Source organism: Hymenobacter coalescens, assembly GCF_054783195.1.
Genome location: NZ_BAAGRA010000022.1, coordinates 79,542 through 103,062, shown reverse-complemented (window position 1 = coordinate 103,062; position 23,521 = coordinate 79,542). Strand labels below are relative to the sequence as shown.

The following is a 23,521-nucleotide window of genomic DNA, read 5'->3' as shown; positions in this document are numbered from 1 at the left end:
GCTGAGCAGGTACGTCAGCATGCGCGCTACGGATACGACGCCTACGGCCAGCCCGTAACTGATGTACATGGCCCCCAGTAAAAGCCGGTTTCGGGTTCGTAGTGCTGTCCGCACGCCGGGCAAGACTTGGGCACAGCGTCGAACTTGGTAATGCTGAACGCCCTGGGCGTGAACAACGGCTCCGCATGGCAGCGCGGACAGCGCAACTGCAGCTGCGCCAACGTTCCCGATTCAGGCGCCCCTGCTGGCATTAGGAAGCAGACTGCTGCCGGTTGCGGCGCACGTTGCGGTACCAGAAAAAAGCGACCAAGCCGCCCATCACGTAGGGAGCCGCCATCATGTACAGAATGCCCTTGTTCAGTCCCGAAATGTCGTAGCCGTCCTTTTCAGTGCGCGAGGCCTCTACGTTGGTTTTGCACAACGTGCACTGGGCTTGGCCATGGCGCGGCGCCAGGTTCAGCACCAGCACAAACAACAGCGGCAGCAGGGTGGTCAGTAGCTTTTTCATATTCTTTCAACAGCTTCAGGTCAGCAGAGTTCCGGTCCGGGCCCGGTAAGCTTAATGCGTGTAATACGGCGAAATCATGAAGTACACGATGACGCCTGTTACGGAAACGTACAGCCAGATGGGAAAGGTCCAGCGGGCAATGCGCCGGTGCTTATGAAACTGATTGGTCAGGGCAAAGTACAGCGTAAACAGCACCAGCCCGACGGTCACCGCGGCCAGTACGATGTGCGTCAGCAGCAGGAAGTAGTAGATGCCACGAATCAGCCCCTCGCCCCCAAAGCGCGTCGTTTCCGTTTGGGAGTGGTACACCACGTACGACACCAGGAAAATGGAGCCCAGCAGAAACGCCGTTCCCATCATGGCGCGGTGCTTGGCCACGTCCTTGTTCCGAATGAAATAGTAGCCCAGTACGAGGCAAAGCGCCGTCAGTGAGTTCAGCCCGGCATTGACGCCGGGCAGAAAGCTTACATCCGCCCCTTCGACTCGGAACAGTTGCGGGAAGTAGTAGAGCACCGCCACAGCTAACGGAATGATGGCTCCCAGGGCCAGCATTGCCACTTTGTACCCGCGCGGCGTTGCGGGGCTGGTCGGCAAACCAGGGTTATTCGTGGTCATAAGTGTAAAGCAGAATGCGAATTTCGGTCATCAGCCGATCAATTTCCTTCGGGTTAAGCCCGTCGTACATGCCGCGGATGTGTTTGTCGCGGTCCACCAAAACCAGGCGCTGGCTGTGCACCAGCCCCGGCGTGCCGGCAATCATGGCCGGGCCGGGCGTAGCAACTTTGTATTCCTCCAGGGCCAGACGGTTGATGCTGTCTTTGGGACCGGTGAGGAAGTTCCATTTGCCAGCCATAGCCCCGTACTGCTCGGCATAACGCGCCAGCACCGCCACGGAATCGTGCTGCGGATCGACGGAGTAGGAAACGAGCTTTACCCGGGGCTCTTTGCGAAACTTTTCCTGCACCCGCTGCAGCTGCGTGTTCAGCCTTGGGCATACCTGCGGGCAGGTCGTAAAGAAGAAGCTTGCCACGTATACGCCTCTTGCCAACTCGCGCTGCGTCAGCCATTGTCCGTTCTGGTTTTGCAACCGGAAATTACCTACCCGGTGAAAAACCGTATCGCGCTGCCACTCCCCCCCTACCTGCGTGGAGTCCACACGGTCGGGATAGTAAGTAGGCAGCGCGAAATGGTTGGTCCCGAAACGAAACAGGAACAGGAAAGCCAGTACCGGTGCGAGCAAAAGGAGGCCCAGAATCAGAACTTGCTGGGGCCTCATTCCTTACTTGGCTGTGCCGAAGATGGCTTCGCCCACGAAGCTACCTTCGGCAATCAAAGCGACCAGCAGCCAGATAAGCAGGGCCATCGGCACCAGGATTGACCAGATCAGGCCTTTGGTCTCATGCCGCAGGTGCATGAATTCGGCCACGATGAAGAAGGCCTTGAAGATGGTCAGAATGATGAAGATGCTGTTGCGCAGCGTGCCGGCATCCATGGTGAAGGCCAGCAAAAATTCAAACGCCGTGATACCCACGATCCAGGCCAAAGCCTTCAGGATGGGCTTCACGTTTGCCTTGCCGTGTACGGCGTGGCCTTCGGCGTTGTAATCGTGTTCGGGAGCGTGGTGAGCCATTTCGTTGAATGGTTATATAACCCGATGGCTAAATGGTTGATGGTTCTGCTTGTCAGAACGATCGGCCACTTAGCCATCAGATCATTTAGCAATTAAATCAGGTAGAAGAAGGTGAAAACGAACACCCACACGAGGTCTACAAAGTGCCAGTACAGGCCAATTTTCTCAACCATTTCGTAGTGGCCCCGCTTGTGGAAGGTGCCGTTGGTGGTGGCGATGAACGCCCACGTGAGCAGGCAAAGACCCGAGAATACGTGGGTACCGTGGAAACCCGTGATAAAGAAGAACAGGTCTGCGAAAAGCACCGGCCCGTATTCATTTACCTGTAAGTTGGCGCCGAAAACCGTCGAACCATCCGCCATCTTCAGTCCGTTATCCGAACCGTTGATGAAGTGGGTCCATTCCCAAGCTTGGCAACCCAGGAACATGGCTCCGAACAGCAAGGTCCAGAGCAGCCATTTCTGCACGTCGTCCTTATCCATACGGTGGCCAGCTTCTACGGCCAGTACCATCGTTACCGACGACACAATCAGGATCATCGTCATCAGGGCCACGAAGGCCAGCGGGATGTCCAGCCCGTGCAGGCCGGGGAAGGCGTTGAACACTTTCTCCGGAATTGGCCAGTGCGCCTGGCTGAAGAAGAAGTCTTTCGCGTCGCCGGTGTAGGCAAGGTGGCGGTGACGCACCATGCCGTAGGTGGTCAGGAACGCTGCGAAGGTGAAAGCATCCGACAGCAGAAAGAACCACATCATCAGCTTACCATAGCTGACCTTGAAGGGTTCGTTACCGCCGTCCCAGGTGCCGCTGCGCGGTGCTTCGTAGGACGCCGAGTTCTGCAGCGTCGTGGTCGGGTTGGCCATAAGGAGCGGAAAAAAGGCGAAATCAGTTGTTCAAAAGTAGGAACAAATACAAGTACAACCAAAGCCCCCCGAGGAAGTGCCAGTAGATCGTACCGTTGGTCATAGCCATCATCTGGCGCGAGTGGATTTTGTAGCGAAAGGCCTTAAGCAGGAGTATCAGCAGGAAGATCAGGCCGGTAACCAAGTGAAAGCCGTGCACGCCGGTCAGCACGTATACGAACGAGCCGGCTGGATTGCTGTCGGCGCCGCCGAAGAAAATCTTGTTTTGCACCAGCTCACCCCACACCTGCCACTGCCCAGCCAAGAAGGCAATGCCTAACACGAAGGTGATGATCAGGGCCGTTTTCATGCGCGCCAGTTCGTCGCGCTTGGCTGCAAACCACGCCCATTGTACGGTGGCGCTGCTGGCCAAAATGATAAGAGAGTTGATAAGCAACCCGGTTGGCAGGTCAAACTCCAGCCAGTTGCCCTCGCCCCGGCGTACAATGTAAGCACTCGTGAAAGCGGCAAACATCATCGTGATGCTGATGATCATCAGCCAGAGCAGAAAACGCAGCGGGTGGATGCCCAGGGCGACCTGCTTGTTGTTCAAAGACTCGGAAGGATGCATGGCAGTTATGTTGATTGCGTAGATGTGGTTTGGTAACATGGCCGGCCGCTCTTGGGCAGAACACCCGCCACCTAGCCTTTTCAACAACTCAGCTGTTGGATTACAGTTTGTCGAGGACCAAGGCTATCTGCACGATCGGCAGGTACAGAAAAGAGCCAAACATGATGCTCATTGCTGCTTTCTTACTAACAGTGCGCATCAGGTAAAAGGTCTGCATCAGAAACAAAACGCCGCAGATTGCTGCCACCATCGGGTAGACGGTACTGGTCATGCCAAAGTAAAACGGCAGCAGACTCAGCGGAATCAGAATCAGCGTGTAGGTCATGATCTGAAAAGCCGTCCGCAGGTCGCGCCCGCCCGCCGTGGGCAGCATTTTAAAGCCAGCCTTGTGATAGTCCTCGTCCAGCACCCAAGCAATGGCCCAGAAGTGCGGAAACTGCCACATGAACTGAATGCCAAATAGTATCCAGGCTTCGACCGTAAGCATGCCCGTAGCGGCTACCCAACCAATCATGGGCGGCAGCCCGCCCGGAATGGCTCCCACCGCCACGCAGATCGGCGAAATGCGCTTAAGCGGCGTGTAGATAAACCCGTACAGAATCAGCGACAGCAACGAAATGGCCGCCGTCAGCAGGTTGAACCATAGGCCCAGCAGCAGCAGGCCTGCCAAGCCCGTCACGAACACGAACACCCACCCTTCGGTAACCGACAGCACCCCTTGCGGCAACGGCCGCTTGGCGGTGCGTTTCATCAGCTTATCGAGGTCTTTCTCGTAGATCTGGTTGATGGTGTTGGCCGAGCCCGTCACGAGCAAACCGCCCAGCATTACCAGTAGCGCTTCCGACCAGTGGTGGCGCCAGGCAAATTCGTGCTGGCCCAGCATATAGCCGATAGCCGCCGAAAACGCCACCGTCAGCGACAGCCGGAACTTGAGTAATTGGAAATAGGCCCTGGCCTTGGTCATCAGCAGCAAAAACAATCAAGCCGGCCATTCGGCTCCGAAACGGGCCGCAAAGTTACGCAACAACGGCCGGAAACCCGGCTGTGCGGCTGGCTTTTACCGCCTGCCGATAGCGAACCAGCGTCAAAAACTGCACACCAAACAGCAGCGTGCCCAAGGTGAGATGCACCGGCTGCATAGCGGCGGGCATGGCAAAGTAAGCCAATCCAATTCCGGCCAGGATTTCCAGTCCAATTACAACCATAATGCTGGTTGCAAGTGTAGCCAGCTTAGGAACGTTGGTTTGATACAGCTTTAGGCTCACGTAAAGGTTTACCAGCAGCAGCAAGGCCGAGAACGTACGGTGTACTTTGAATACTCCTCCCAACTGCTCCACCCAGTGTTCCCGGTGGAGGTAGTTTAAACCGAAAGCGACCATGTCAATTTCTTCGCGTACCTGCGTGCCCAGCACAGTTTGCACAAACGTCAGCCCCACGATGCTTACCAGCCCCAGCGTAAGTCCCGCCTCGAGGGGCTGCGGAGCTTGCCACGCCTGTCGGCGCTGATCAGCTCGGACCAAGGCCCAGATAAGTAACGCGACCAGCACCAAAGCCAGACTCATGTGGATGGTTACCATGACTGGCAGCAGGTTGGTCGACACCACGAGCGAGCCAAGCCACCCCTGCACCGCCACCGTGATAAAGCTCAGAACCGAAAGCCAGAATACCAGTGGGTCATGGCGCCGATACGGCCACGCGACAATCACCGTAGCGAAAATGAAAACCCCAATCAACGCTCCAACTAAACGGTTGACGTATTCGATCCACGTTTTAGTCGCGTTGAAGTCGGTTTCCAAATATTGAGTAGGATGTGCGAATATGTCAGCAGCTACCTCAGCAAAACCAAACTGACTTAGGGTTTTAGCCAACCGTTCGTTTTTGGCTACGCGCTGTGCCGTGTAAACCTCTTTGTAGTCCGGCGGCAACTCACTGATGTGCGTGGGCGGAACCCACTGACCAAAGCACTTGGGCCAGTCAGGGCAGCCCATTCCAGAGCCGGTACTACGTACTATTCCCCCAACCAGAATCAGCACGTAAACGGCCACTACCGTTAAGGTCGCAACGACCCGAAAACGTCGGACAAAAGCAGGTGTTTTCATCAGAAAAGTAACAGCAGTTCGCATTGCAAAGGTCAAACGGAAACCATTGAAAAAGAAGAAGGAGGCCCTTTTTTGGGTCTCCTTCTCGTTGAATAATCCTGTTAGGACTATTCCATTTCTTTCTCGTATGGCAGGTTAGACGATACAGTCTGTGAGTAGGGAATGTGCTGGGGAATGAAATCCTCCGGCGCACCCGGCTTGCTGTAATCGTACGGCCAGCGGTATACTGCCGGAATAGCACCGGGCCAGTTGCCGTGACCCGGCTCTACCGGAGTCGTCCACTCCAGCGTGTTCGAGTTCCAGGGGTTTTCCGTGGCACGACGACCGCGGAAAATGCTGTACACGAAATTGAAGAGGAAGATGAACTGGGCGAAGAACGCCATGATGGCGGCAATCGAGATGAACGTATTCAGGTCACCGAACTGGTTGAACGTCTCGTAAGCCGTGTAAGCGTAGTAACGACGGGGGAAACCGGCAATACCAACGTAGTGCATCGGCAGGAACACCAGGTATGCTGCCAGAATGGTCAGCCAGAAGTGCACGTAGCCCAGCTTTTCATCCATCATGCGGCCAAACATCTTCGGGAACCAGTGGTATACCCCCGCAAACATGCCGAAGAATGCCGACGAACCCATCACCAAGTGGAAGTGAGCTACCACGAAGTAGGTGTTGTGCATCTGGATGTCCAGCGCAGCATTGCCGAGGATAATACCAGTCAAGCCACCCGAAACGAACAGCGACACGAAGCCGATGGCGAACAGCATTGCCGAAGTGAAGCGAATGTTGCCGCGCCACAGCGTAGCCAGCCAGTTAAAGGTTTTTACAGCCGACGGTACCGCAATAATCAGTGTCAGGAACATAAACACCGACCCAAGGAAGGGGTTCATACCCGTTACGAACATGTGGTGAGCCCACACGACAAACGAGAGAAGCGAGATGCCGATCAGCGAACCGATCATGGCGCGGTAGCCGAAGATCGGCTTGCGGGCGTTCGTGGCCAGTACTTCAGACACGATACCCATGGCGGGCATGATTACGATGTACACCTCCGGGTGACCCAAGAACCAGAACAAGTGCTGGAACAGGATGGGCGAACCACCAACGTGGTTCAGGGCTTCCCCACCAATGTAAATATCCGACAGGAAGAACGAGGTGCCGAACGAGCGGTCAAAAATCAACAGCAGAGCGGCCGAGAACAGTACCGGGAACGAGAGCAGACCCAGGATAGCCGTCAGGAAGAACGACCAGATCGTCAGGGGCAGCTTGGCCATCGACATACCGGCCGTACGCAGGTTGATAACGGTGGTGATGTAGTTTACGCCACCTAGCAGCTGCGACACAATGAAGAGGGCCATCGATACCAGCCACAGCGTCTGACCAGCACCCGAACCCGGAATAGCCTGCGGCAGCGCCGACAGCGGAGGGTAGATAGTCCAGCCAGCAGATGCCGGTCCGGTTTCCAAGAACAGCGAAACAAACATTACAATCCCGGCTACGAAAAAGAACCAGAAGGAAAGCATGTTCATGAAACCCGATGCCATGTCGCGGGCACCGACCTGCAACGGAATCAGGAAGTTGGAGAACGTTCCCGACAAACCTGCCGTCAGCACGAAGAACACCATGATGGTGCCGTGCATGGTTACAAGGGCCAGGTAGAACTCCGGGTTGAGCTTACCGCCCTCAACCCAGCGGCCAAGCAAAGGCTCCAACCACGTGAGTTGAGCATCGGGCCAGCCAAGCTGAATACGGAACAGCGTCGAGAGCGTCGCACCGATGAAAGCCCACACAATACCCGAAATCAGGAATTGCTTGGCAATCCATTTGTGGTCTTGGCTGAATACGTACTTAAACAGCCAGTGCTGATCGTGGTGGTCGTGCTCGTCGTGGTGGTCGCCAGCGACATGGTGCTGGATGTGCGGCGCGCTGGTAGGCGACGAGCCCATCGGAATATTAGATGCAGCCATCAGAGAAGCGTGCTTTAAAGTTACTCGTTACAGGGCGGCCTTCGCCGTTTCCGTTGCCGGCACTACCGCAGCCGCGGCCGGTGCTTCTTCAACCGGAGCCTGCACCTTCTTGTTTTTGAAGGCAGCCAGTACGTCCGGGTTTTGCTCTGAGAACGACTTCTGCTGGGCATACCAAGCTACGTAGTCGTCCGGCTCGTCCACAATGATGGTGGCCTTCATAGCGAAGTGGCCACGGCCGCAGATCTGGTTACAGGCAATTTCGTAGTTGAAGTTCGGGTTGCCGGTTTGCGCGCGCATTTCGTCGGTCGTCTTGGTTGGAATAAACCAGAACTTCGTTGGCATGCCCGGCACGGCGTACATCTGCACTCGGAAGTGCGGAGCGTAAACAGCGTGCAACACATCGCGCGAACGAATGTGCATCAGCACTGGCACCCCTTTCGGTACGTGCACTTCGCCAGCTGTAAAGTCGTCGAGTCCCTTCTCGTCATTAAGATCGAACCCGAACTCGTTGGTAGCATCGATCAGGCGGAAGTTGATGCGGCCCAGTTTCTCATCGCGGCCAGGGTAGCGCACCAAGAAGTTGAACTGTTTGCCCATGATTTCGAGCTCAACCGCTTCCTTCGGAGCCGGACCCATAATGTTGGTCCATTCTTTCCAGCCGCCAAAGATCAAACCCGACATCACAATGGCCGGAATTACCGTCCAGATGACTTCAATTTTGTTGTTGTGCGAATAGAAGAATGCACGACGGCCTTCGCGGTACTGGTACTTGTAAGAGTACACGAAAAGGGCCACTTGCGTCAGCACGAACACGATGCCAATTACAATCATCGTAATCCAGAACAGTCTCTCCGTGTGAAGACCGTGTACCGACGCAATCGGCGGGTTCATCTTGTCGAAGTTGGCGACGAAAGAGTAGGCAAAAGCAGCGCCGCCTACCACTAGGAACACCAACATCAGAATGGCATTTACCCGATTGCTGAGCCCGACCTGACGGACGTAGCTACCCGAGAAAATGGAGGTGAGAATCTGGAGCCGGAACAGGAGGCCGAACACGACCAGCAGTAGCACCAGCGCCAGTAGGATACCGAGAGCAATCATTAGTTGTACGTTGTGAAAGTCAGTCGTCCGAACAGCGCGAGGCTTACGTGGTGTGATGCACGCTTTCCTCTACGAAGGGGTGATTTACCGGTACCAGAGAGGCTTGCGAAAGACGCTTAGTCATCAGCAGCAAGAAGCCGCCCAAGAACACAAGGCCAGTACCAATTTCAATGATAAACCCGCTGTCGCCCTGAAGCGTTCCGGGCATAATCATCATGTAGAAATCCAGCCAGTGGCCGATCAAAATTGCTGTTGCCACGATCTTGAGCATGATGATCTGACGCTTGGCGTCACGCGTCATCAGAACAAGGAAGGGGAAGGCAAAGTTGATGATCAGGTTGAAAAAGAATAACCAAGTGTACTTACCATCGAAACCGCCGAGGCGCTGGTTGAAGTACACTGCTTCTTCCGGCAAGTTGGCGTACCAGATCAGCATGAACTGCGAAAACCACACATAGGTCCAGAAGATGCTGAAGCCGAACATTAGCTTGCCCAGGTCGTGCAGATGGTTGGCGTTGAGAAAACGCAGGTAACCAGCTTGCTTCAGGTAGATGGCCGTCAGCAGGATGCCAGCAATGCCCGATACCCACCAAGAAGCAAAGACATACCATCCGAACATGGTCGAGAACCAGTGCGTGTCAATCGACATCACCCAATCCCAGGCCGACATCGAAGAAGTCACTGCGTAGAGCACGAGGAACATGGCCGATACGTTGATGCTCTTATCCCAGAAACCGGTGCCTCCAATTTGGTCTTCCTGCAGCGAAAGGTCGCGTAGACGCTTCGAGAAGAACCACCAGATGGCAATGAAAATCACCATGCGAGCCACGTAGAAGCCCAGATTCAGGAAGCCAGCCTTACCGGCAATAATGGCATCGTAGTTCGGGTGACCCGGCTCCATGATGCCTTCGGTACGCCAGTGGAAGAGTAGGTTATGCCCACCACCCAACAGGTCGCTGGCCAGGAAAACGGCCAGCAGAATGATACCACCGGGCAAAACCCAGGCGCTGAAGGCTTCGGCAATGCGGCGGACCATGATCCACCAGCCGGCGTAGGCAACTGTGAAAATCGCTACGAATACTGTACCTACGGCCGAGACGCCGAGGAAAAACACGTTGCTCTGCCACAGCGAGGCCAATAAGCGACGCAGCCAAATGGGCGCGTGCTCCGTACCATGAGCCGAAGCTCCGGCTCCTGCGCCGTGCTCAGCTGTGGCCCCGTGAGCGGCACCGGCTACTTCGTGATGACCGCCGATGTTCCAAGCGGCCATGATCAGACCGACGGCCATGAGCACGACCCCGGCGACGATGAACAGGATGAACCGACGGCGAGCCGAAGCGGACAGCTCCAAGAACTCAGCCGTAATGGGTTCATGATGATGATGCGTTGCTGCCATAATTACTGAGCCGTGCCGTTACGAGCTTCGTCGCCCTGACCCGGGGTTTCCGAGCCTTTGCCAGCTTGTGCCTGACCGTAGGGAGCCTGAGTTTCGGGATTGGTTTTCTGGGTGGGAGTCAGTTCATCCTGTACCAGTTCGCTCATGCCATCGGGGCCTTTGCCCTTCTGTAGCACGCGAACGTACATAGCAATTTTCCAACGTTCCTCGGGATTTACGATAGAGCCGTGCGGCATCATGCGGCCTTTGCCCCATTGGATGACGTGGTAGATGTGTCCATCGTTCATGGTGGCGTAAGCACCCGTGGCATAGTTGGGCACGCCCTTGAACTTCACCCCTACTGGGCCTTGACCATCGCCTTGTTCGCCGTGACAGTGCTGGCAGGCGCGGGTGTAAAGTACTTTGCCTTCTTCCAGATTGGCTTGGGTGTAACGTACGGGATTACGGAGTACTCGCTCCGCAATGCCAACGCTATCTTTACCAATGTGGTTGAAATAATTAATCTTACCACGTGGTACTGTGCCAATGGCAGGAGTGCGCTCATTAATGCCCATTGGGTTAACCGTATTGGCATCAACTTGGCGCAGCGGGTCGTACGGGAGCGACTCGTACATCTGCGGCGCGTATTCCAGACCGGGGTCGTTTGCGTCGTTACAGGCCGTAGTCAGCACCGAAGCAAACAGAATGGCCGAAGCCTGGACGCCGTATTTAAAAGAGTGCGTCATTATTCTTTGGTCATTTCTTTCTCGTTCACTTCGGAAGCACCGTTCGAGCGGAGCAGCTGCGTCAGGTTGCCCATGTCCGTGTCTTCCTTCAGCTCAATAGCCATGACGAACTTGTCGTCCGTGGAGCGCACGTCCATTACCGGAACCTTCATGCGGGGATAGAGCCCGCTGATGGTGTAGAAGGTAATGACCATGCCGTGGCAGCAGAACAGTACCGTCAATTCGAAGGAAACCGGGATGAACGCGGGTAGACCGATATGCGGTTTACCACCGATAATCATCGGCCAGTCGAAGCCCAGCATGTAGATCTGCATCCACAGCGCAAACGACAGGCCGCACAGCCCATAGAAGAAGGCGGCAATCGGCAGACGGGAGCGTTCGATACCCAGGGCGTCGTCGATGCCGTGCACCGGGTAGGGCGAGAAAACGTCGTAGATTTTTACGCCGGCAGCACGGACGTTTTCAATGGCGTGCAGGAGCACGTCTTCGTCCTCGAAGATGCCGAGCGCGTAACGCTTAGTCATGCTTGTTGAAGTTTACGGGGGCGGAGGCAGGAGCACCGGTGGAACGCAGGGCCGACTGTTGGGCACCCGTGTTGGGGCCGCCATAGGTCGGGCCGTTGTCGACACCGTATTTCAGGACCGACTTAACCTCGGCCATGTTGATGACGGGGAAGAACTTGGCGAAGAGCAGGAACAGGGTGAAAAAGAGGCCCAGCGTGCCCACGTAGATGCCGATGTCGATGATCGAAGGCGAGAACATGGCCCAGCTTGAGGGCAGGTAGTCGCGGTGCAGCGAAGTGACGATAATCACGAAGCGCTCGAACCACATACCGATGTTGACGATGATCGACAGGATGAACGTGGCGGGAATCGAGTAGCGGATGCGACGGATCCATACCAGCTGCGGCGAAATCACGTTGCAGGTCATCATCGACCAGTAAGCCCACCAGTAGGGGCCCGTGGCCCGGTTGATGAAGGCGTACTGCTCAAACTCTACCTGCGAGTACCAGGCGATAAAGAACTCCGTGATGTAAGCGACACCTACAATGGAGCCCGTAATCATCATGATCTTATTCATCAGCGCGATGTGCTCGAGCGTGATGTAGTCTTCCAGCTTGAATACTACGCGGGTGATGAGCATCAAGGTCAGCACCATCGCGAAGCCAGAGAAGATAGCTCCGGCTACGAAGTAGGGCGGGAAGATGGTGGTGTGCCAACCTGGTACCACCGAGGTAGCAAAGTCCATCGATACAATGGTGTGCACCGAGAGTACCAGTGGAGTCGAAACACCAGCCAGGATCAACGACACAGTCTCGTAGCGCGACCAGTGCTTGGCACCGCCTTTCCAGCCGAAGCTCAGCAGTGCGTAGGCGCGGCGGGCGATGGGACCTTTAGCCCGGTCGCGGATGGTAGCGAAGTCCGGTACCAGACCCGTGTACCAGAATACCAGCGACACGGAGAAGTAGGTCGAAATGGCAAACACGTCCCACAGCAAGGGCGAATTGAAGTTTGCCCACAGCGAACCGTACGTGTTTTGCAGCGGCAGTACCCAGAAAGCAAGCCACGGACGGCCCATGTGCAGTACCGGGAACATGGCCGCGCAGATCACGGCAAAGATGGTCATAGCCTCGGCGGCGCGGTTGATGGAGGTGCGCCACTTCTGGCGGAACAGCAGCAGCACGGCCGAGATGAGCGTACCAGCGTGGCCGATGCCTACCCACCACACGAAGTTAGTGATGTCCCAGGCCCAGTCCACCGTTTTGTTCAGACCCCACTCCCCGATGCCGTACCACAGCGTGCGGTACACGGAGTAAAGAAATACACCCAGGAAAAACAGGGCGACGCTCAAGGCGGCCATCCAGCGGATGTTCGGCTTGGCCTCCACCTGGCGGCACACGTCCTCGGTGACGTCGTGGTACGTTTTACCGTTCGTAACGAGCGGTATGCGTACAGGCGAAACGTGCTGCATATTGTTGGTTTATTGGTTCGGGGATGTCTTAGGCGTTGTGGGACTCAGCCTTTTTCTCAGCGTGCTCAACCTCCGGAGCGAAGAAGTTCGACACTTCGGTGTTACGGATCTTGGTCAGATACGTAATGTTCGGCTGCGTATTGATGGCGTCGAGGACCTTGAAGGCCCGCTCACCATCCTCGCGGCGCCAGATTTGGGCTACGCGCGAGTTCGGATCTTTCAGGTCGCCGAAGACGATGGCCTGAGTGGGGCAGGACTGAGCGCAGGCCGTTACCACTTCCCCATCCTGCGGACGACGCTTCTGCTTCTTGGCTTCGAGCTTGCCGAGCTGAATGCGCTGCACGCAGAACGAGCACTTCTCGATTACGCCGCGGGCACGCACCATCACGTCCGGGTTCAGCACCATGCGGCCCAAGTCGGTGAACATGTGGCCGTTTACGGTTTCGAACTTCTCGTTGGAGTAGTACGAGAACCAGTTGAAGCGACGCACTTTGTACGGGCAGTTGTTAGCGCAGTAGCGGGTGCCTACGCAGCGGTTGTAGGTCATCTGGTTCAGACCTTCCGTGCTGTGCGTGGTAGCCAGTACCGGGCATACCGTTTCGCAGGGAGCGTGGTTGCAGTGCTGGCAGAGCATCGGCTGGAAGATAACCTGCGGGTTGTCCGAAGGGTCTTCCATCATGGCGTAAGTCGCCAGTTTGCCTTCCGTCTCAAACGAATCCTTGTGCGTATCCGAGCTGTAGTAGCGGTCGATACGCAGCCAGTGCATTTCGCGGCGGTTGATTACTTCCTGCTTGCCTACCACCGGCACGTTGTTCTCCACCTGGCAACCCACTACGCACGAGCCGCAGCCAATGCACGAGTTGAGGTCGATGGCCATGGCCCAGTGGTGGTTCTTGTACTCGTAATCCTGCCACAACGAGACCTTGCTGGGCTTCTCCAGACCTTCCGGCGTAGAGATCTTGTCGTACTCGGTTACCTCTTTGGGGTTGGCGATGTACTGAGCCAGCGTTGCTTCCTGCACCACCGGCTTGCGGTCCATGATGGTGTGGTGGGTCTGGGTCTGCGCAATCGGCTGATTAGCACTCGTAGCCTCGATGGTGGCCGAAGCCGTGTAAGCAAGCGAGCCGTTGGCCAGCTGCACCATCGGGAAAGCACTGCCACCTACGTTATCGGCGACTTTGCCAGCGCTAGTGCGGCCGTAGCCCAGTGCAATACCGATAGTACCCTGAGCCTGGCCCGGCTGAATCAGCACCGGCAGCTCAACAGTTTTGCCGTTGGCCGTTACTTTCACTACGTCGCCCTGCTCCCAGCCCTTTTCTTTGGCCATGGCGCGCGGCACCGTAACGTAGTTGCCCCAGGTAGCCTTCGACACCGGATCGGGCAACTCCTGTAGCCAGGGGTTATTAGCTTCCATGCCGTTGCCGACACCTACTTTCTCGTAGATAGCCAATTCGATGGCACCAGCTTGAAGAGCCGGAGCCGCAGCCTGACCAGCGGGCGCGACCTGCGCAGCCGGAGCGGGCAGCAGCGAGCCAATAGCTACGCCGTCGTGCACAGCCTTATCCCAGCCAGCTTGGAAGTTGCCTCCCAGTACGCCGCGCCAGTTGTTACGCAGGTAATTGTAGTACGTGTTGGGGTTGCCGGCCCAGGTCAGCAGGCTTTCCTGCGCCTGGCGCGTCTTGAACAGCGGCGTGATTACCGGCTGCGACAGGCTCAGGAAGCCGCGCTTCGGCTCAAAGTCGTTCCATGACTCCATCCAGTGGTGGTCGGGGCACTGGTACTGGCAGAGGGCCGTCGTTTCGTCGGCACGCTCGTTGAACGAGATGCTGACAAGGCCTTTGCTCTTCAGCGCCGTGGCAATTTGCGCCCCCATGGGGTGGTCATATACCGGGTTGGCGTGGTAGAAGATGACAGCGCCGTAGCCGCTGATGCCGCTCACGAAGTTGGCCATGCGCTGATCGTCGCCCTGGCGCAGGTACGAAGGAGCAGCCGCGTTGATGGCAGCCGTGCCGAGCGAAGCGTTGATGGCGGCTACCAGAGCCTGCACATTGGCATCGTTCGAGCCCGACACGACCAGACCGCCGTTGCCGGCAGCTTTCAGCTCAGCCGCTGCTTTGTACAGCGCATTGCCGAGGATGTCTTTCTTATCAGCCGGCTTGGCGGGCAGCGTGCCACCCACCACGGCGTCGTGCAGCTGCTGCGCGATGCGACCGAGCTGCGAAGGCTTCACGGCGGCCCGCACGTCGGCGTTGGCGCCGGTCAGCGACATGTTCGTCTCGAACTGGAAGTGGCGCGACATGTTCTTCTTGTCGGCCGACACTTTCCGGTTCACGATGTACTGCGAAGCGTACTCAACGGGTGAAATCCAGGTGCCCAGGAAGTCAGCGGCGAGGCTCACGATGACCGTTGCCTTGCTGAAATCATAGCCCGGTACGACACCACCGTTAGCGCGCAGCAGGGCCGAAGCCGAGTTGGCATCGTACATCACGTGCTCCACGCTGCCGAAGCGGCCGGCGAAATCAGCAATGGCACGCTTGGTGCTCGGGCTGATGATCGTAGGCGACACGATAGCAATGCGTCCGGCCGAAGCTAGCTTGGTGCGGATTTCCTGGTCTACCTGGTCTTTGTCGGCCGCCTTGCCGTTAATGGCAAATGACTGCAGACGGGCCGTGTCGTAAAGGCTCAGCACCGAGGCCTGGCCGCGGGCCGACAACCCGCCACGCGTTAGCGGCGACTCGGGGTTGCCTTCTACCTTAATCGGACGACCCTCACGCGTCTTGACGAGCACGCTGTTATAGTCCTGACCGTTGAAGTAGGTCGAAGCGTAAAAGTTGGCAATGCCCGGATCAATTTCTTCGGGCTTGTTCAGGTACGGAATGGCTTTGCGCACCGGAGCTTCGCAGCTTGCCAGCGTAGCAGCAGCCAGACCAAAGCCCATCAGCTTGAGGAAGTCGCGGCGGGGCGCAACCGTCTCGTCCGACGAGGGGTGGCTGTCCTTCACCGGCAACGTCCCGAACTCGCTCAGGGCGCTGTGCAAAAACTCCGGTGAGTTTTCGAGCTCCTCGATTCCCTTCCAGTACTTAGGCGACTCTTGCATGTGTTTATGGGAACTTAGGGACTGTGCGGGGCCGGTAGCCGGGCCGTCAGTGCCCAAGTGTTTCTCTGTTTCGACGTGAAAGTGGAACGGGAGGCGCCGGCGGGCCAGCGTCTCCGACGTTCCTAACAACCGATTAGTAGTGGCACTTCGAGCATTCGGTGCCGCCGTTCGACGACACGGTGAACGGAGCACCAGCGTTAGCCTCGTCGTGCAGCTTCACGAGGTTGTCGTAGTAGCCGTTGCCCTTGGTGTTCAGCGGCGTCTCGCGGTGGCAGTTGATGCACCAGCCCATGGTCAGAGCCGAGTACTGGTACACCACATCCATGTTCTGAATCGGGCCGTGGCAGGTCTGGCATTCGATGCCACCCACCTGCGTGTGCTGTGCGTGGTTGAAATATGCCAGATCGGGCAGGTTGTGTACCCGCACCCACTGAATCGGCTGCTGACGCTGGATAGCGCGGTAGATCTTCTTAATCTCGGGCGAGGTCGTCTTGATCTGCGAGTGGCAGTTCATACAGATGTTAGCCGACGGAATGTTGGCCGACTTGCTCTTGTACACCGAGGTGTGGCAGTATGCGCAGTTGATCTGGTGTTCCCCGGCGTGCAGCTTGTGTGAGAAGGCAATCGGCTGCGAGGGCTGGTAGCCTTGGGCCAGGCCTACCGCCATAATACCTTGGATCGATTCGTAAAGCACCACCAGCACAAACAGGGTAGCTACAGTACCTTTAAACCAGCCCGACTTCAGGATACCCATCCAGTCGGTTTTTTGATCCAGGATTTCCACGTCGCGGCCGTCAAGGTCTTTGCGGCCCCGCAGCACGTCCTTCATGATATTGGCGATGATAACCAGCGTTACCACCAGCACAATCAGGACCACAATCAGAACGATCAGTACAACGTTGATGTACTTGCCGGCACCAGCTGCATCCTCAGCGCCAGCACCACCCTGGTTGGCTTGGGCGCCTTGATCGGCACCGCCGCCATTGGCCTGCTGGGTACCAGCGGCACCCGGAGCGCCTTCCTGCGACTTAACCCAAGCGAAAATCGAGGTAATTTCCTCGTCGCTCAGCGCAAAGCTGGGCATTTGCTGCTTCTGGTACTCGTTGAAGATTTTCACCGCGTACTCGTCGCCGCTGGCTACCATCTTGCTGGAGTTCTTTACCCACTTGATGAGCCAGGGCAAAGGGCGGCGCTGCTCCACCCCGGCCAGGGCCGGACCTACCACTACGTCGTTGACGGCGTGGCACTGGGCGCAGTTGCCTTTGAAAAGGGCGTCGCCGGCCGCAACGGCGGCGGCGTCACCGGCGGGCGCGGCACCACCGGCAGCGGCCGCAGGCGCGGCGGCGGCGGTCTGACCGGGCACCACACCTTCCTTGCTCACCGTGGCGGCATCCTGCGCGGCCACTTGGCCAACAGCAGTAAACGTCAGGAACAGAGCGAGAAGCCAGTGTGAAAAAGGACGTAGTCGGTAGCTACTCATTGCAAAACGTGCTGGAAAAACGTAAAAGCAGGGTGCTTTAGGGCCACAAATGTAGCCCACGAACGCCAGAGAACAAACCGGGGGTGCCTAAATTTCGGCCTATCCAGCCTACTTAGAACCATTCTAAAAACAGCTCTGACACACCTTATTATATATAGGTATGCGGCTTCTGCCTCCAAAACATCCAACTGCGCTCCTACAGGTTTGGCTGCCATCACCATGCTAACCTGCCTACGCGCACGAAGGTTTGCGGGTTGACATTCAGAAGCTTGCCGAACTGATTCCAGAAAATATTTGTCGTCAACCATCAGAGCCAGTAAGGAAAAGTCTTACCTTTGCCGGCTCATTCATCGTCTCACTTACTTTTTCTCTGTTCCGCAATGGCTAACAGAAACTATGAGACCGTCTTCGTCCTGACGCCCGTCCTCAACGACGCGCAGGTGCAAGAGACGATCGAGAAGTTCACGCAGGTGCTTAAGGAAAATGGCGCCGACCTCCTGAATACGGAAAACTGGGGCTTGCGCAAGCTTGCCTATCCGATTCAGAAAAAATCGACCGGGTACTACTACCTGGTGGAATTCACTGCTCCGGCTACCCTGGTAGACGTGCTGGAACTGGCATACCGTCGCGATGAGCGCGTTATCCGTTTCCTCACCACCGCACTCGATAAGCACGCCGTGGCTTACAACGAGCGCCGCCGCAAGGGTGAGCTGAACTCGCAGAAAGCAAAACAAACCGAAGCCGTAGCCCAGTAAAGATGAGCCTCGCTAACGAACGCATCCACAAGCAGGAGCAGCGCAAAAAGTACTGCCGCTTCAAGAAAGCCGGCATCCGCTACGTCGACTACAAAAACCCGGACTTCCTGCTGAAGTTCGTGAACGAGCAGGGCCGCATTCTGCCCCGCCGTATCACGGGCACCAGCCTGAAATTCCAGCGCAAAGTGGCCCAGGCCGTGGCAAAAGCCCGTCATCTGGCCCTGATGCCCTACGTGGCTGACCAGCTGAAATAGTCCATTACCCTTAACGACGACTCCGCAAGATGGAAGTTATCCTGAAAGACGACGTAAAAGGCCTGGGCTACAAGAACGACGTCGTGAAGGTAAAGCCCGGCTACGGCCGCAATTACCTTCTGCCCCAGGGTCTGGCCGTAGTGGCCGACAAGACCAACAAGAAAATCGTAGCTGAAAACGTACGCCAGGCGTCGCACAAAGCTGATAAGATCAAAGGTGATGCCCAGGCTCTGGCCGACCGCATCGGTGACCTGACCATCGACATCCCCGCCAAGGTGGGTGATTCGGGCAAGATCTTCGGCCGTGTGACCACGCTGCAAATTGCCGATTCGCTGAAAGCCAAAGGCTTCGACGTTGACCGCAAGCGTATCAGCCTTGATTCGGACCCGTCGACCGTAGGCGAATTCACTGCCTCCATCGACCTGCACCGCGAGGTGAAGCACAAAATCCGCGTGAACGTAGTAGCTGAATAATCGGCTGCCGACGCATGCTTTTGAAAAGCCCTGCCCCCGTGGCAGGGCTTTTTTGTTGCGTAAGCTTTAGCTTGCGTAGGCGGAAGCGCATACGCCGCTTCACGGCAACCGTACAACCCGGTGACGCTGGCCCCTGTGGGCCGCGCTCGTCGCCTCGTTTGGCCGTCCGCTCGCCGTTGCGTAGGTTGGCTTCCCGGTTGCCGCCGTCAGGACTGTTTTTGCTAATGTTTCGTACTGAATTATCCCTCCGACCTGCCGCGCAGCCGCTCTCCCAAGGAGCGCGCATTCTCACTATCGGGTCGTGCTTTTCGGATGTCATCGGGGAGCGGCTGGCCGGCCACAAGATCCGGACGCTGGTAAACCCGTTTGGCACCGTGTTCAATCCGCTCGCAGCGGCTCGCCTGTTACGGGCTGTGGCCGGCGAAGACACCGACTGGCAGCAGCACTTGGTGGAAGCCCGCGGCCGCTGGCAAAGCTTCGATCTGCACGCTACCGTCGGGGCGGATTCCCCCCCTGCCCTGCTTGAGTGCATCGAGCAAATGGTGCGCGACACCGCTGAGTTTATCCGCACGGCCGACGTGTTGATATGGACGTTGGGCACGGCCTACGGCTACCGCCTGCGCGACACCGGCGAGGTAGTAAGCAATTGTCACAAGATCCCCGCTGAGCGCTTTGAGAAAGAGCTGCTCACCGCCGAGGAAATCGTGACAGCCGTGACCGAGGCTTACGCGCTGCTGCGCCAGCTGAATCCCAAGCTGCGGCTCGTGCTGACCGTTAGCCCAGTGCGCCACCTCAAGGACACGCTGCCGCTGAATGCGGTCAGCAAGTCGGTGCTGCGCGTGGCCTGCCATTACCTGAGCGAGCTGCTGCCTGGCGCGTCGTACTTCCCAGCCTACGAGCTGCAGCTGGACGATCTGCGCGACTACCGCTTCTACGCCGCCGACATGATTCATCCGTCGGACGTGGCCGAGCAGTACGTGTGGGAGAAGTTTACCGGCACTTACTTCGATGCCAGCTTCAGGCAGTTTGCCCAGGAATGGGACGGCATCCGGCGTGCCCTGCACCACCGCCCGCTGCACGAAGGCGCCCCCGAGCACCGCGAGTTTCTGGAGCAGACGCAAAAGCGGCTGGAGCGCCTGCTAAGCAGGGGCGTGGACGTTCGTTTGGAACTGCTCGAGGTACAGGACCGCCTCGACGCGCTACCGGCGCTGCCCGTACCGGCGGAGCCGGAGGAAGGCGACGATGAGGAGCGGATTGACATTGGCTACGAGGATGCCACCGTGCCCAAGCCCGCAAAGCCATTCATCGAGCCTGCGGCGGTACCCGCCAAGGCCGAGCCTACCTGGGCAGATATCCTCTCGGCTGAGGCCGAACAAGCTGACGCCGAAACGGACGAGTACGATTCTGAAGAGGCGGCTCCGGTCAACGAAGCAGAAGCCGCGTTGCCGGGTGAAGGCACCAGCGGCAAACGCCGCAAGCGGAAGCGCGGGGGCCGTAAGCATAAGAAGAAGGGCAACCGCCCCGCTGGTGAAGAGCCAGTGGCCGGCGAGGATGCCACTGAAACAGGGGAGGAAGAAACACCAGCGGTGGACCAACGTGCGGCAGAGCCGCTTACTCTACTGCCCGAAGGAGCACCGCAGTCAGTATTTGAGTCTGTGGAACCGGGTGCAACGGCGCTACCACCGGTGGAGCTGCCGGCGGTTGACGAACCGCTGCCCGTACCGGGTCCGAAGCGCCGTAACCGGCCCAACCGCAAAAAGCCCGCCCTATACGCAGCCCAAACCGCTTCGCCGGAGCTGCCGGCCACCGCTGAGGTACCGGTTCCCGAGTCCAGCGCCCCGGCCGAGCCTGCTTCGCCGTTGACTTCGGTTGAGCCGGCGGAAGCCGTTGCGGCAGTAGTAGTTGATGCCCCGGCCCTGCCTGCTTTGCCGCCCATTGAAGCACCCGCTTTGGAACCGGTGACAGCCGTCGAGCCAACGCCTAAAGCCCCGACCCGACGTCCGGCACGGGGTGGCCGGGCCGCGAATAAAGTAACGCAAACCCTGGAAGCCGCTGCGGAAGCAGGGCCAACGTCGTCGGCAGAGGCAGCTCCCGTGGCTGATTCGTCTCCGGAAGCTGCTCCGACAGTCACCGAGACTGCGGCGCCGCCAGCAGCGCCGCGTCGGCGTGCTCCCCGCCGCAAGCCCGCCGCACCAGCCCCGGCAGCTGAACCCGCGCCGGCGCCGCCAGTGCCCGACGCGGCAGCATCCGCAACGCCTAAACGCCGCAGCCGGCCGCCGCGCCGCAAGCCGGACGACACTTCTGCCGACAGCTAATTCCAACCCGGCCCCCAGGGGCCGGGTTTACTGTTTTTACCAGGGGGCACGTACAATCCTGCGTTGTGCGCGCATCACCCGTCAATCTGCCCTTCTCATGACCTCTTCTGCCCCGGGCGCCCAGTCTAACCGCCTGATTCACGAATCAAGCCCCTACCTGCTCCAGCACGCCCACAATCCGGTTGACTGGTACCCCTGGGGCGAAGAGGCGCTCAGCCGAGCCCACACTGAGCAGAAACCCATCCTCGTCAGCATCGGGTACGCCGCCTGCCACTGGTGCCACGTGATGGAGCGAGAGTCCTTCGAACACGAGCAAATTGCGCGCATCATGAACGAGCGGTTCGTGTGCATCAAGGTGGACCGGGAAGAGCGGCCCGACGTGGACCAAGTGTACATGGACGCTATTCAGGCCATGGGGCTGGGCGGCGGCTGGCCGCTGAACGTGTTTCTCACGCCGGAGGCCAAGCCGTTCTATGGGGGCACGTACTTCCCCCCGCGCAACTGGTTTGAACTGCTGCAACAGGTTTCCAATGCCTACGCATCGGCGGAGCACCGGCCCGCGCTGGACAAGTCGGCGGAAGACTTTGCGCGGGTGCTGCGAGCCAATGATCTGGAGAAATACGGCGTGCAGGCCGCCGCCCAGAGTCGGTCGCGAAGCCAGCTGCAGCAATTGCTGCTGAACTTGGAGAAGCGCTTCGACACCCGAGGGGGCGGCACGCGCAAAGCGCCGAAGTTTCCTATGCCGGCCATCTGGCGCTTTCTGCTGCGGGCCCACGTCTTGACTGACAACTACGCGGCGCGGCATCAAACCGAACTGACGCTGCGCGAAATGGCCTGGGGCGGCATCTACGACCAGATTGGCGGTGGCTTTGCCCGCTACTCTGTGGACGCGGAGTGGCTGGTGCCGCACTTTGAAAAGATGCTCTACGACAACGGGCAACTGCTCAGCCTCTACGCCGAAGCCTATCAACTCACCCAAAATGAGCTGTACCGCGACGTGGTGGCCCAGACGGTGGATTGGGCCCGACGCGAGCTGCTGAGCCCCGAAGGGGGCTTTTACTCCTCCCTCGACGCGGACAGCGAAGGGGAAGAAGGCAAGTTTTACGTATTCACCCTGGACGAACTACGCGAAGCCCTGGGCACCGAGGCGCCGCTGGCCGCCGACTATTACAATTGTACTGCCGTCGGCAACTGGGAACACGGCCGCAACATCCTGCATCGCCGCCAGAGCGACCAGGATTTCGCGCAGGCGCATCAGCTAAGCCCGGGTGTGGTGGCCGCGCTGGTGCAGGGCTGGCGCCAGAAACTTCTCGCCTACCGCAGCCAACGCACCCGCCCCGGCCTCGACGACAAAATTCTTACGGGCTGGAACGCTCTGATGCTGCGCGGCCTCATCGACGCGTACCGAGCTTTCCACCTGCCCGATTACCTGCAGCTGGCCCTGCAAAACGCCGAGTTTATCGAGGCCAACCTGCGCCGGGCCGGGGGGGGCCTGTGGCGCACCACCAAGCACGGCCGCGCAACCATTGCGGCTTTTCTGGAAGATTACGCCCTGCTCATTGACGCCTACACGGCACTTTACGAGGTGACCTTTGCGGAACGCTGGCTGCAGCGCGCCCAGGAACTGACGCAGTACGTGCTGACCAACTTCGCCGACCCAACCGAGGCGCACTTTTTCTATACCGACGCTACCGGCGAAACGCTGATTGCCCGCAAGAAGGAGCTGTTCGACAACGTGGTGCCCAGCTCCAACTCCGTCATGGCCCACAACCTGCTGCGCCTGGGTACGCTGCTGGACGTGCCCGAATGGCGCGAGCGGGCCGCCGCGATGCTGGCCCTCACGCAGGAGCTGGCGGTGCAAGAACCGCAACACCTAGCAGGCTGGGCCTCGCTCTACCTAAGCCTGCTGGCGCCCCTGGCCGAAGTGGCTATCGTGGGTCCGGAGGCTGAGGCGTTGCGGCAGCAGCTGAGCCGCCACCTGCTGCCCAATGCCGTGCTGACGGGCACTACCAGCCGAAGCGAGCTACCGCTGCTGCAGGAGCGCGGGGCCGGCAACGGCGAAACCACCGTGTACGTGTGCTACAATCGCGCCTGCCAGCGGCCGGTAACCAGTGCCGCCGAAGCTTTGGTCCAGATTCAGGCCGCGGGGCTGCCGGAATAATTCTGCGGTCGGCGCAACCCGCTGGCAGTCCGCAATATCGCCTCATAGCCATCTGGTTATCTTTGCCAGTTGGTCGAACCATAGGGCGTACCGGCAGGTGAGCGGCGAACCATCATAGCCCC

21 protein-coding genes are annotated in these 23,521 nt (G+C 58.3%); 5 read left to right on the top strand and 16 right to left on the bottom strand.

Annotated features, from left to right (window positions below; genetic code table 11):
• Window positions 1-250: 250 nt before the first annotated feature.
• The 16 genes from ACYVKQ_RS20390 to ACYVKQ_RS20315 all read right to left on the bottom strand — a co-directional run bounded on the left by ACYVKQ_RS20390 (window position 251) and on the right by ACYVKQ_RS20315 (window position 17,441).
• The gene (locus ACYVKQ_RS20390) at window positions 251-508 is read right to left on the bottom strand and encodes a hypothetical protein (RefSeq protein WP_460677206.1); all 258 of its coding nucleotides are present in this window, start codon (window positions 506-508) and stop codon (window positions 251-253) included.
• A 51-nt stretch (window positions 509-559) separates the two neighbouring features.
• Window positions 560-1,123 carry a DUF420 domain-containing protein gene (locus ACYVKQ_RS20385; protein WP_460677205.1) on the bottom strand — a complete coding sequence of 188 codons (564 nt, stop codon included), beginning with the start codon at window positions 1,121-1,123 and terminating at the stop codon, window positions 560-562.
• Window positions 1,110-1,748: an SCO family protein gene (locus ACYVKQ_RS20380; protein ID WP_460677204.1), complete on the bottom strand. Its 639-nt coding sequence runs from the start codon at window positions 1,746-1,748 to the stop codon at window positions 1,110-1,112. The genes ACYVKQ_RS20385 and ACYVKQ_RS20380 overlap by 14 nt, the downstream gene beginning before the upstream one ends.
• A 39-nt stretch (window positions 1,749-1,787) precedes the next feature.
• Window positions 1,788-2,138 carry a cytochrome C oxidase subunit IV family protein gene (locus ACYVKQ_RS20375; protein ID WP_460677203.1) on the bottom strand — a complete coding sequence of 117 codons (351 nt, stop codon included), beginning with the start codon at window positions 2,136-2,138 and terminating at the stop codon, window positions 1,788-1,790.
• Window positions 2,139-2,230: 92 nt separating this feature from the next.
• On the bottom strand, window positions 2,231-2,998 hold the full coding sequence (locus ACYVKQ_RS20370) for a cytochrome c oxidase subunit 3 (RefSeq protein WP_460677202.1): 768 nt from the start codon (window positions 2,996-2,998) through the stop codon (window positions 2,231-2,233).
• A gap of 22 nt (window positions 2,999-3,020) precedes the next feature.
• The gene (locus ACYVKQ_RS20365; protein ID WP_460677201.1) at window positions 3,021-3,608 is read right to left on the bottom strand and encodes a cytochrome c oxidase subunit 3; all 588 of its coding nucleotides are present in this window, start codon (window positions 3,606-3,608) and stop codon (window positions 3,021-3,023) included.
• Window positions 3,609-3,708: 100 nt separating this feature from the next.
• A complete protein-coding gene (gene cyoE, locus ACYVKQ_RS20360) occupies window positions 3,709-4,572 on the bottom strand; it encodes a heme o synthase (protein WP_460677200.1) in 864 nt (287 codons plus the stop codon).
• Window positions 4,573-4,624: 52 nt separating this feature from the next.
• Window positions 4,625-5,707 (bottom strand): COX15/CtaA family protein, encoded by a 1,083-nt coding sequence (locus tag ACYVKQ_RS20355; RefSeq protein ID WP_460677199.1) that lies wholly within the window; start codon window positions 5,705-5,707, stop codon window positions 4,625-4,627.
• Window positions 5,708-5,814: 107 nt separating this feature from the next.
• Window positions 5,815-7,650: a cytochrome c oxidase subunit I gene (locus ACYVKQ_RS20350; protein ID WP_460677310.1), complete on the bottom strand. Its 1,836-nt coding sequence runs from the start codon at window positions 7,648-7,650 to the stop codon at window positions 5,815-5,817.
• Between the two features lie 48 nt (window positions 7,651-7,698).
• Window positions 7,699-8,772, bottom strand: coding sequence for a cytochrome c oxidase subunit II (locus tag ACYVKQ_RS20345; RefSeq protein ID WP_460677198.1), 1,074 nt, complete (start codon window positions 8,770-8,772; stop codon window positions 7,699-7,701).
• 43 nt (window positions 8,773-8,815) lie between these two features.
• Window positions 8,816-10,123 carry a quinol:cytochrome C oxidoreductase gene (locus tag ACYVKQ_RS20340; RefSeq protein WP_460677197.1) on the bottom strand — a complete coding sequence of 436 codons (1,308 nt, stop codon included), beginning with the start codon at window positions 10,121-10,123 and terminating at the stop codon, window positions 8,816-8,818.
• Between the two features lie 47 nt (window positions 10,124-10,170).
• Window positions 10,171-10,893: a c-type cytochrome gene (locus ACYVKQ_RS20335; protein WP_460677196.1), complete on the bottom strand. Its 723-nt coding sequence runs from the start codon at window positions 10,891-10,893 to the stop codon at window positions 10,171-10,173.
• A complete protein-coding gene (locus ACYVKQ_RS20330; protein WP_460677195.1) occupies window positions 10,893-11,417 on the bottom strand; it encodes a DUF3341 domain-containing protein in 525 nt (174 codons plus the stop codon). The genes ACYVKQ_RS20335 and ACYVKQ_RS20330 overlap by 1 nt, the downstream gene beginning before the upstream one ends.
• Window positions 11,410-12,864 (bottom strand): NrfD/PsrC family molybdoenzyme membrane anchor subunit, encoded by a 1,455-nt coding sequence (nrfD, locus tag ACYVKQ_RS20325; RefSeq protein WP_460677194.1) that lies wholly within the window; start codon window positions 12,862-12,864, stop codon window positions 11,410-11,412. The genes ACYVKQ_RS20330 and nrfD overlap by 8 nt, the downstream gene beginning before the upstream one ends.
• Window positions 12,865-12,892: 28 nt before the next feature.
• On the bottom strand, window positions 12,893-15,961 hold the full coding sequence (locus tag ACYVKQ_RS20320) for a TAT-variant-translocated molybdopterin oxidoreductase (RefSeq protein WP_460677193.1): 3,069 nt from the start codon (window positions 15,959-15,961) through the stop codon (window positions 12,893-12,895).
• A gap of 133 nt (window positions 15,962-16,094) precedes the next feature.
• Window positions 16,095-17,441: a cytochrome c3 family protein gene (locus ACYVKQ_RS20315; RefSeq protein WP_460677192.1), complete on the bottom strand. Its 1,347-nt coding sequence runs from the start codon at window positions 17,439-17,441 to the stop codon at window positions 16,095-16,097.
• A 380-nt stretch (window positions 17,442-17,821) separates the two neighbouring features.
• Between ACYVKQ_RS20315 and rpsF the strand changes: the two genes are divergently transcribed.
• The 5 genes from rpsF (at window position 17,822) to ACYVKQ_RS20290 (ending at window position 23,399) form a co-directional block, all read left to right on the top strand.
• Window positions 17,822-18,196, top strand: coding sequence for a 30S ribosomal protein S6 (gene rpsF / locus ACYVKQ_RS20310; protein ID WP_460677191.1), 375 nt, complete (start codon window positions 17,822-17,824; stop codon window positions 18,194-18,196).
• 2 nt (window positions 18,197-18,198) lie between these two features.
• Window positions 18,199-18,450 carry a 30S ribosomal protein S18 gene (gene rpsR / locus ACYVKQ_RS20305; protein ID WP_059072510.1) on the top strand — a complete coding sequence of 84 codons (252 nt, stop codon included), beginning with the start codon at window positions 18,199-18,201 and terminating at the stop codon, window positions 18,448-18,450.
• 29 nt (window positions 18,451-18,479) lie between these two features.
• Window positions 18,480-18,923, top strand: a complete 444-nt coding sequence (rplI, locus tag ACYVKQ_RS20300) for a 50S ribosomal protein L9 (protein ID WP_460677190.1) — start codon at window positions 18,480-18,482, stop codon at window positions 18,921-18,923.
• A gap of 224 nt (window positions 18,924-19,147) precedes the next feature.
• Entirely contained in the window at window positions 19,148-21,238 is a 2,091-nt protein-coding gene (locus ACYVKQ_RS20295; protein WP_460677189.1) for a GSCFA domain-containing protein, read from the top strand.
• Window positions 21,239-21,335: 97 nt separating this feature from the next.
• Window positions 21,336-23,399 carry a thioredoxin domain-containing protein gene (locus ACYVKQ_RS20290; protein WP_460677188.1) on the top strand — a complete coding sequence of 688 codons (2,064 nt, stop codon included), beginning with the start codon at window positions 21,336-21,338 and terminating at the stop codon, window positions 23,397-23,399.
• Window positions 23,400-23,521: the final 122 nt, after the last annotated feature.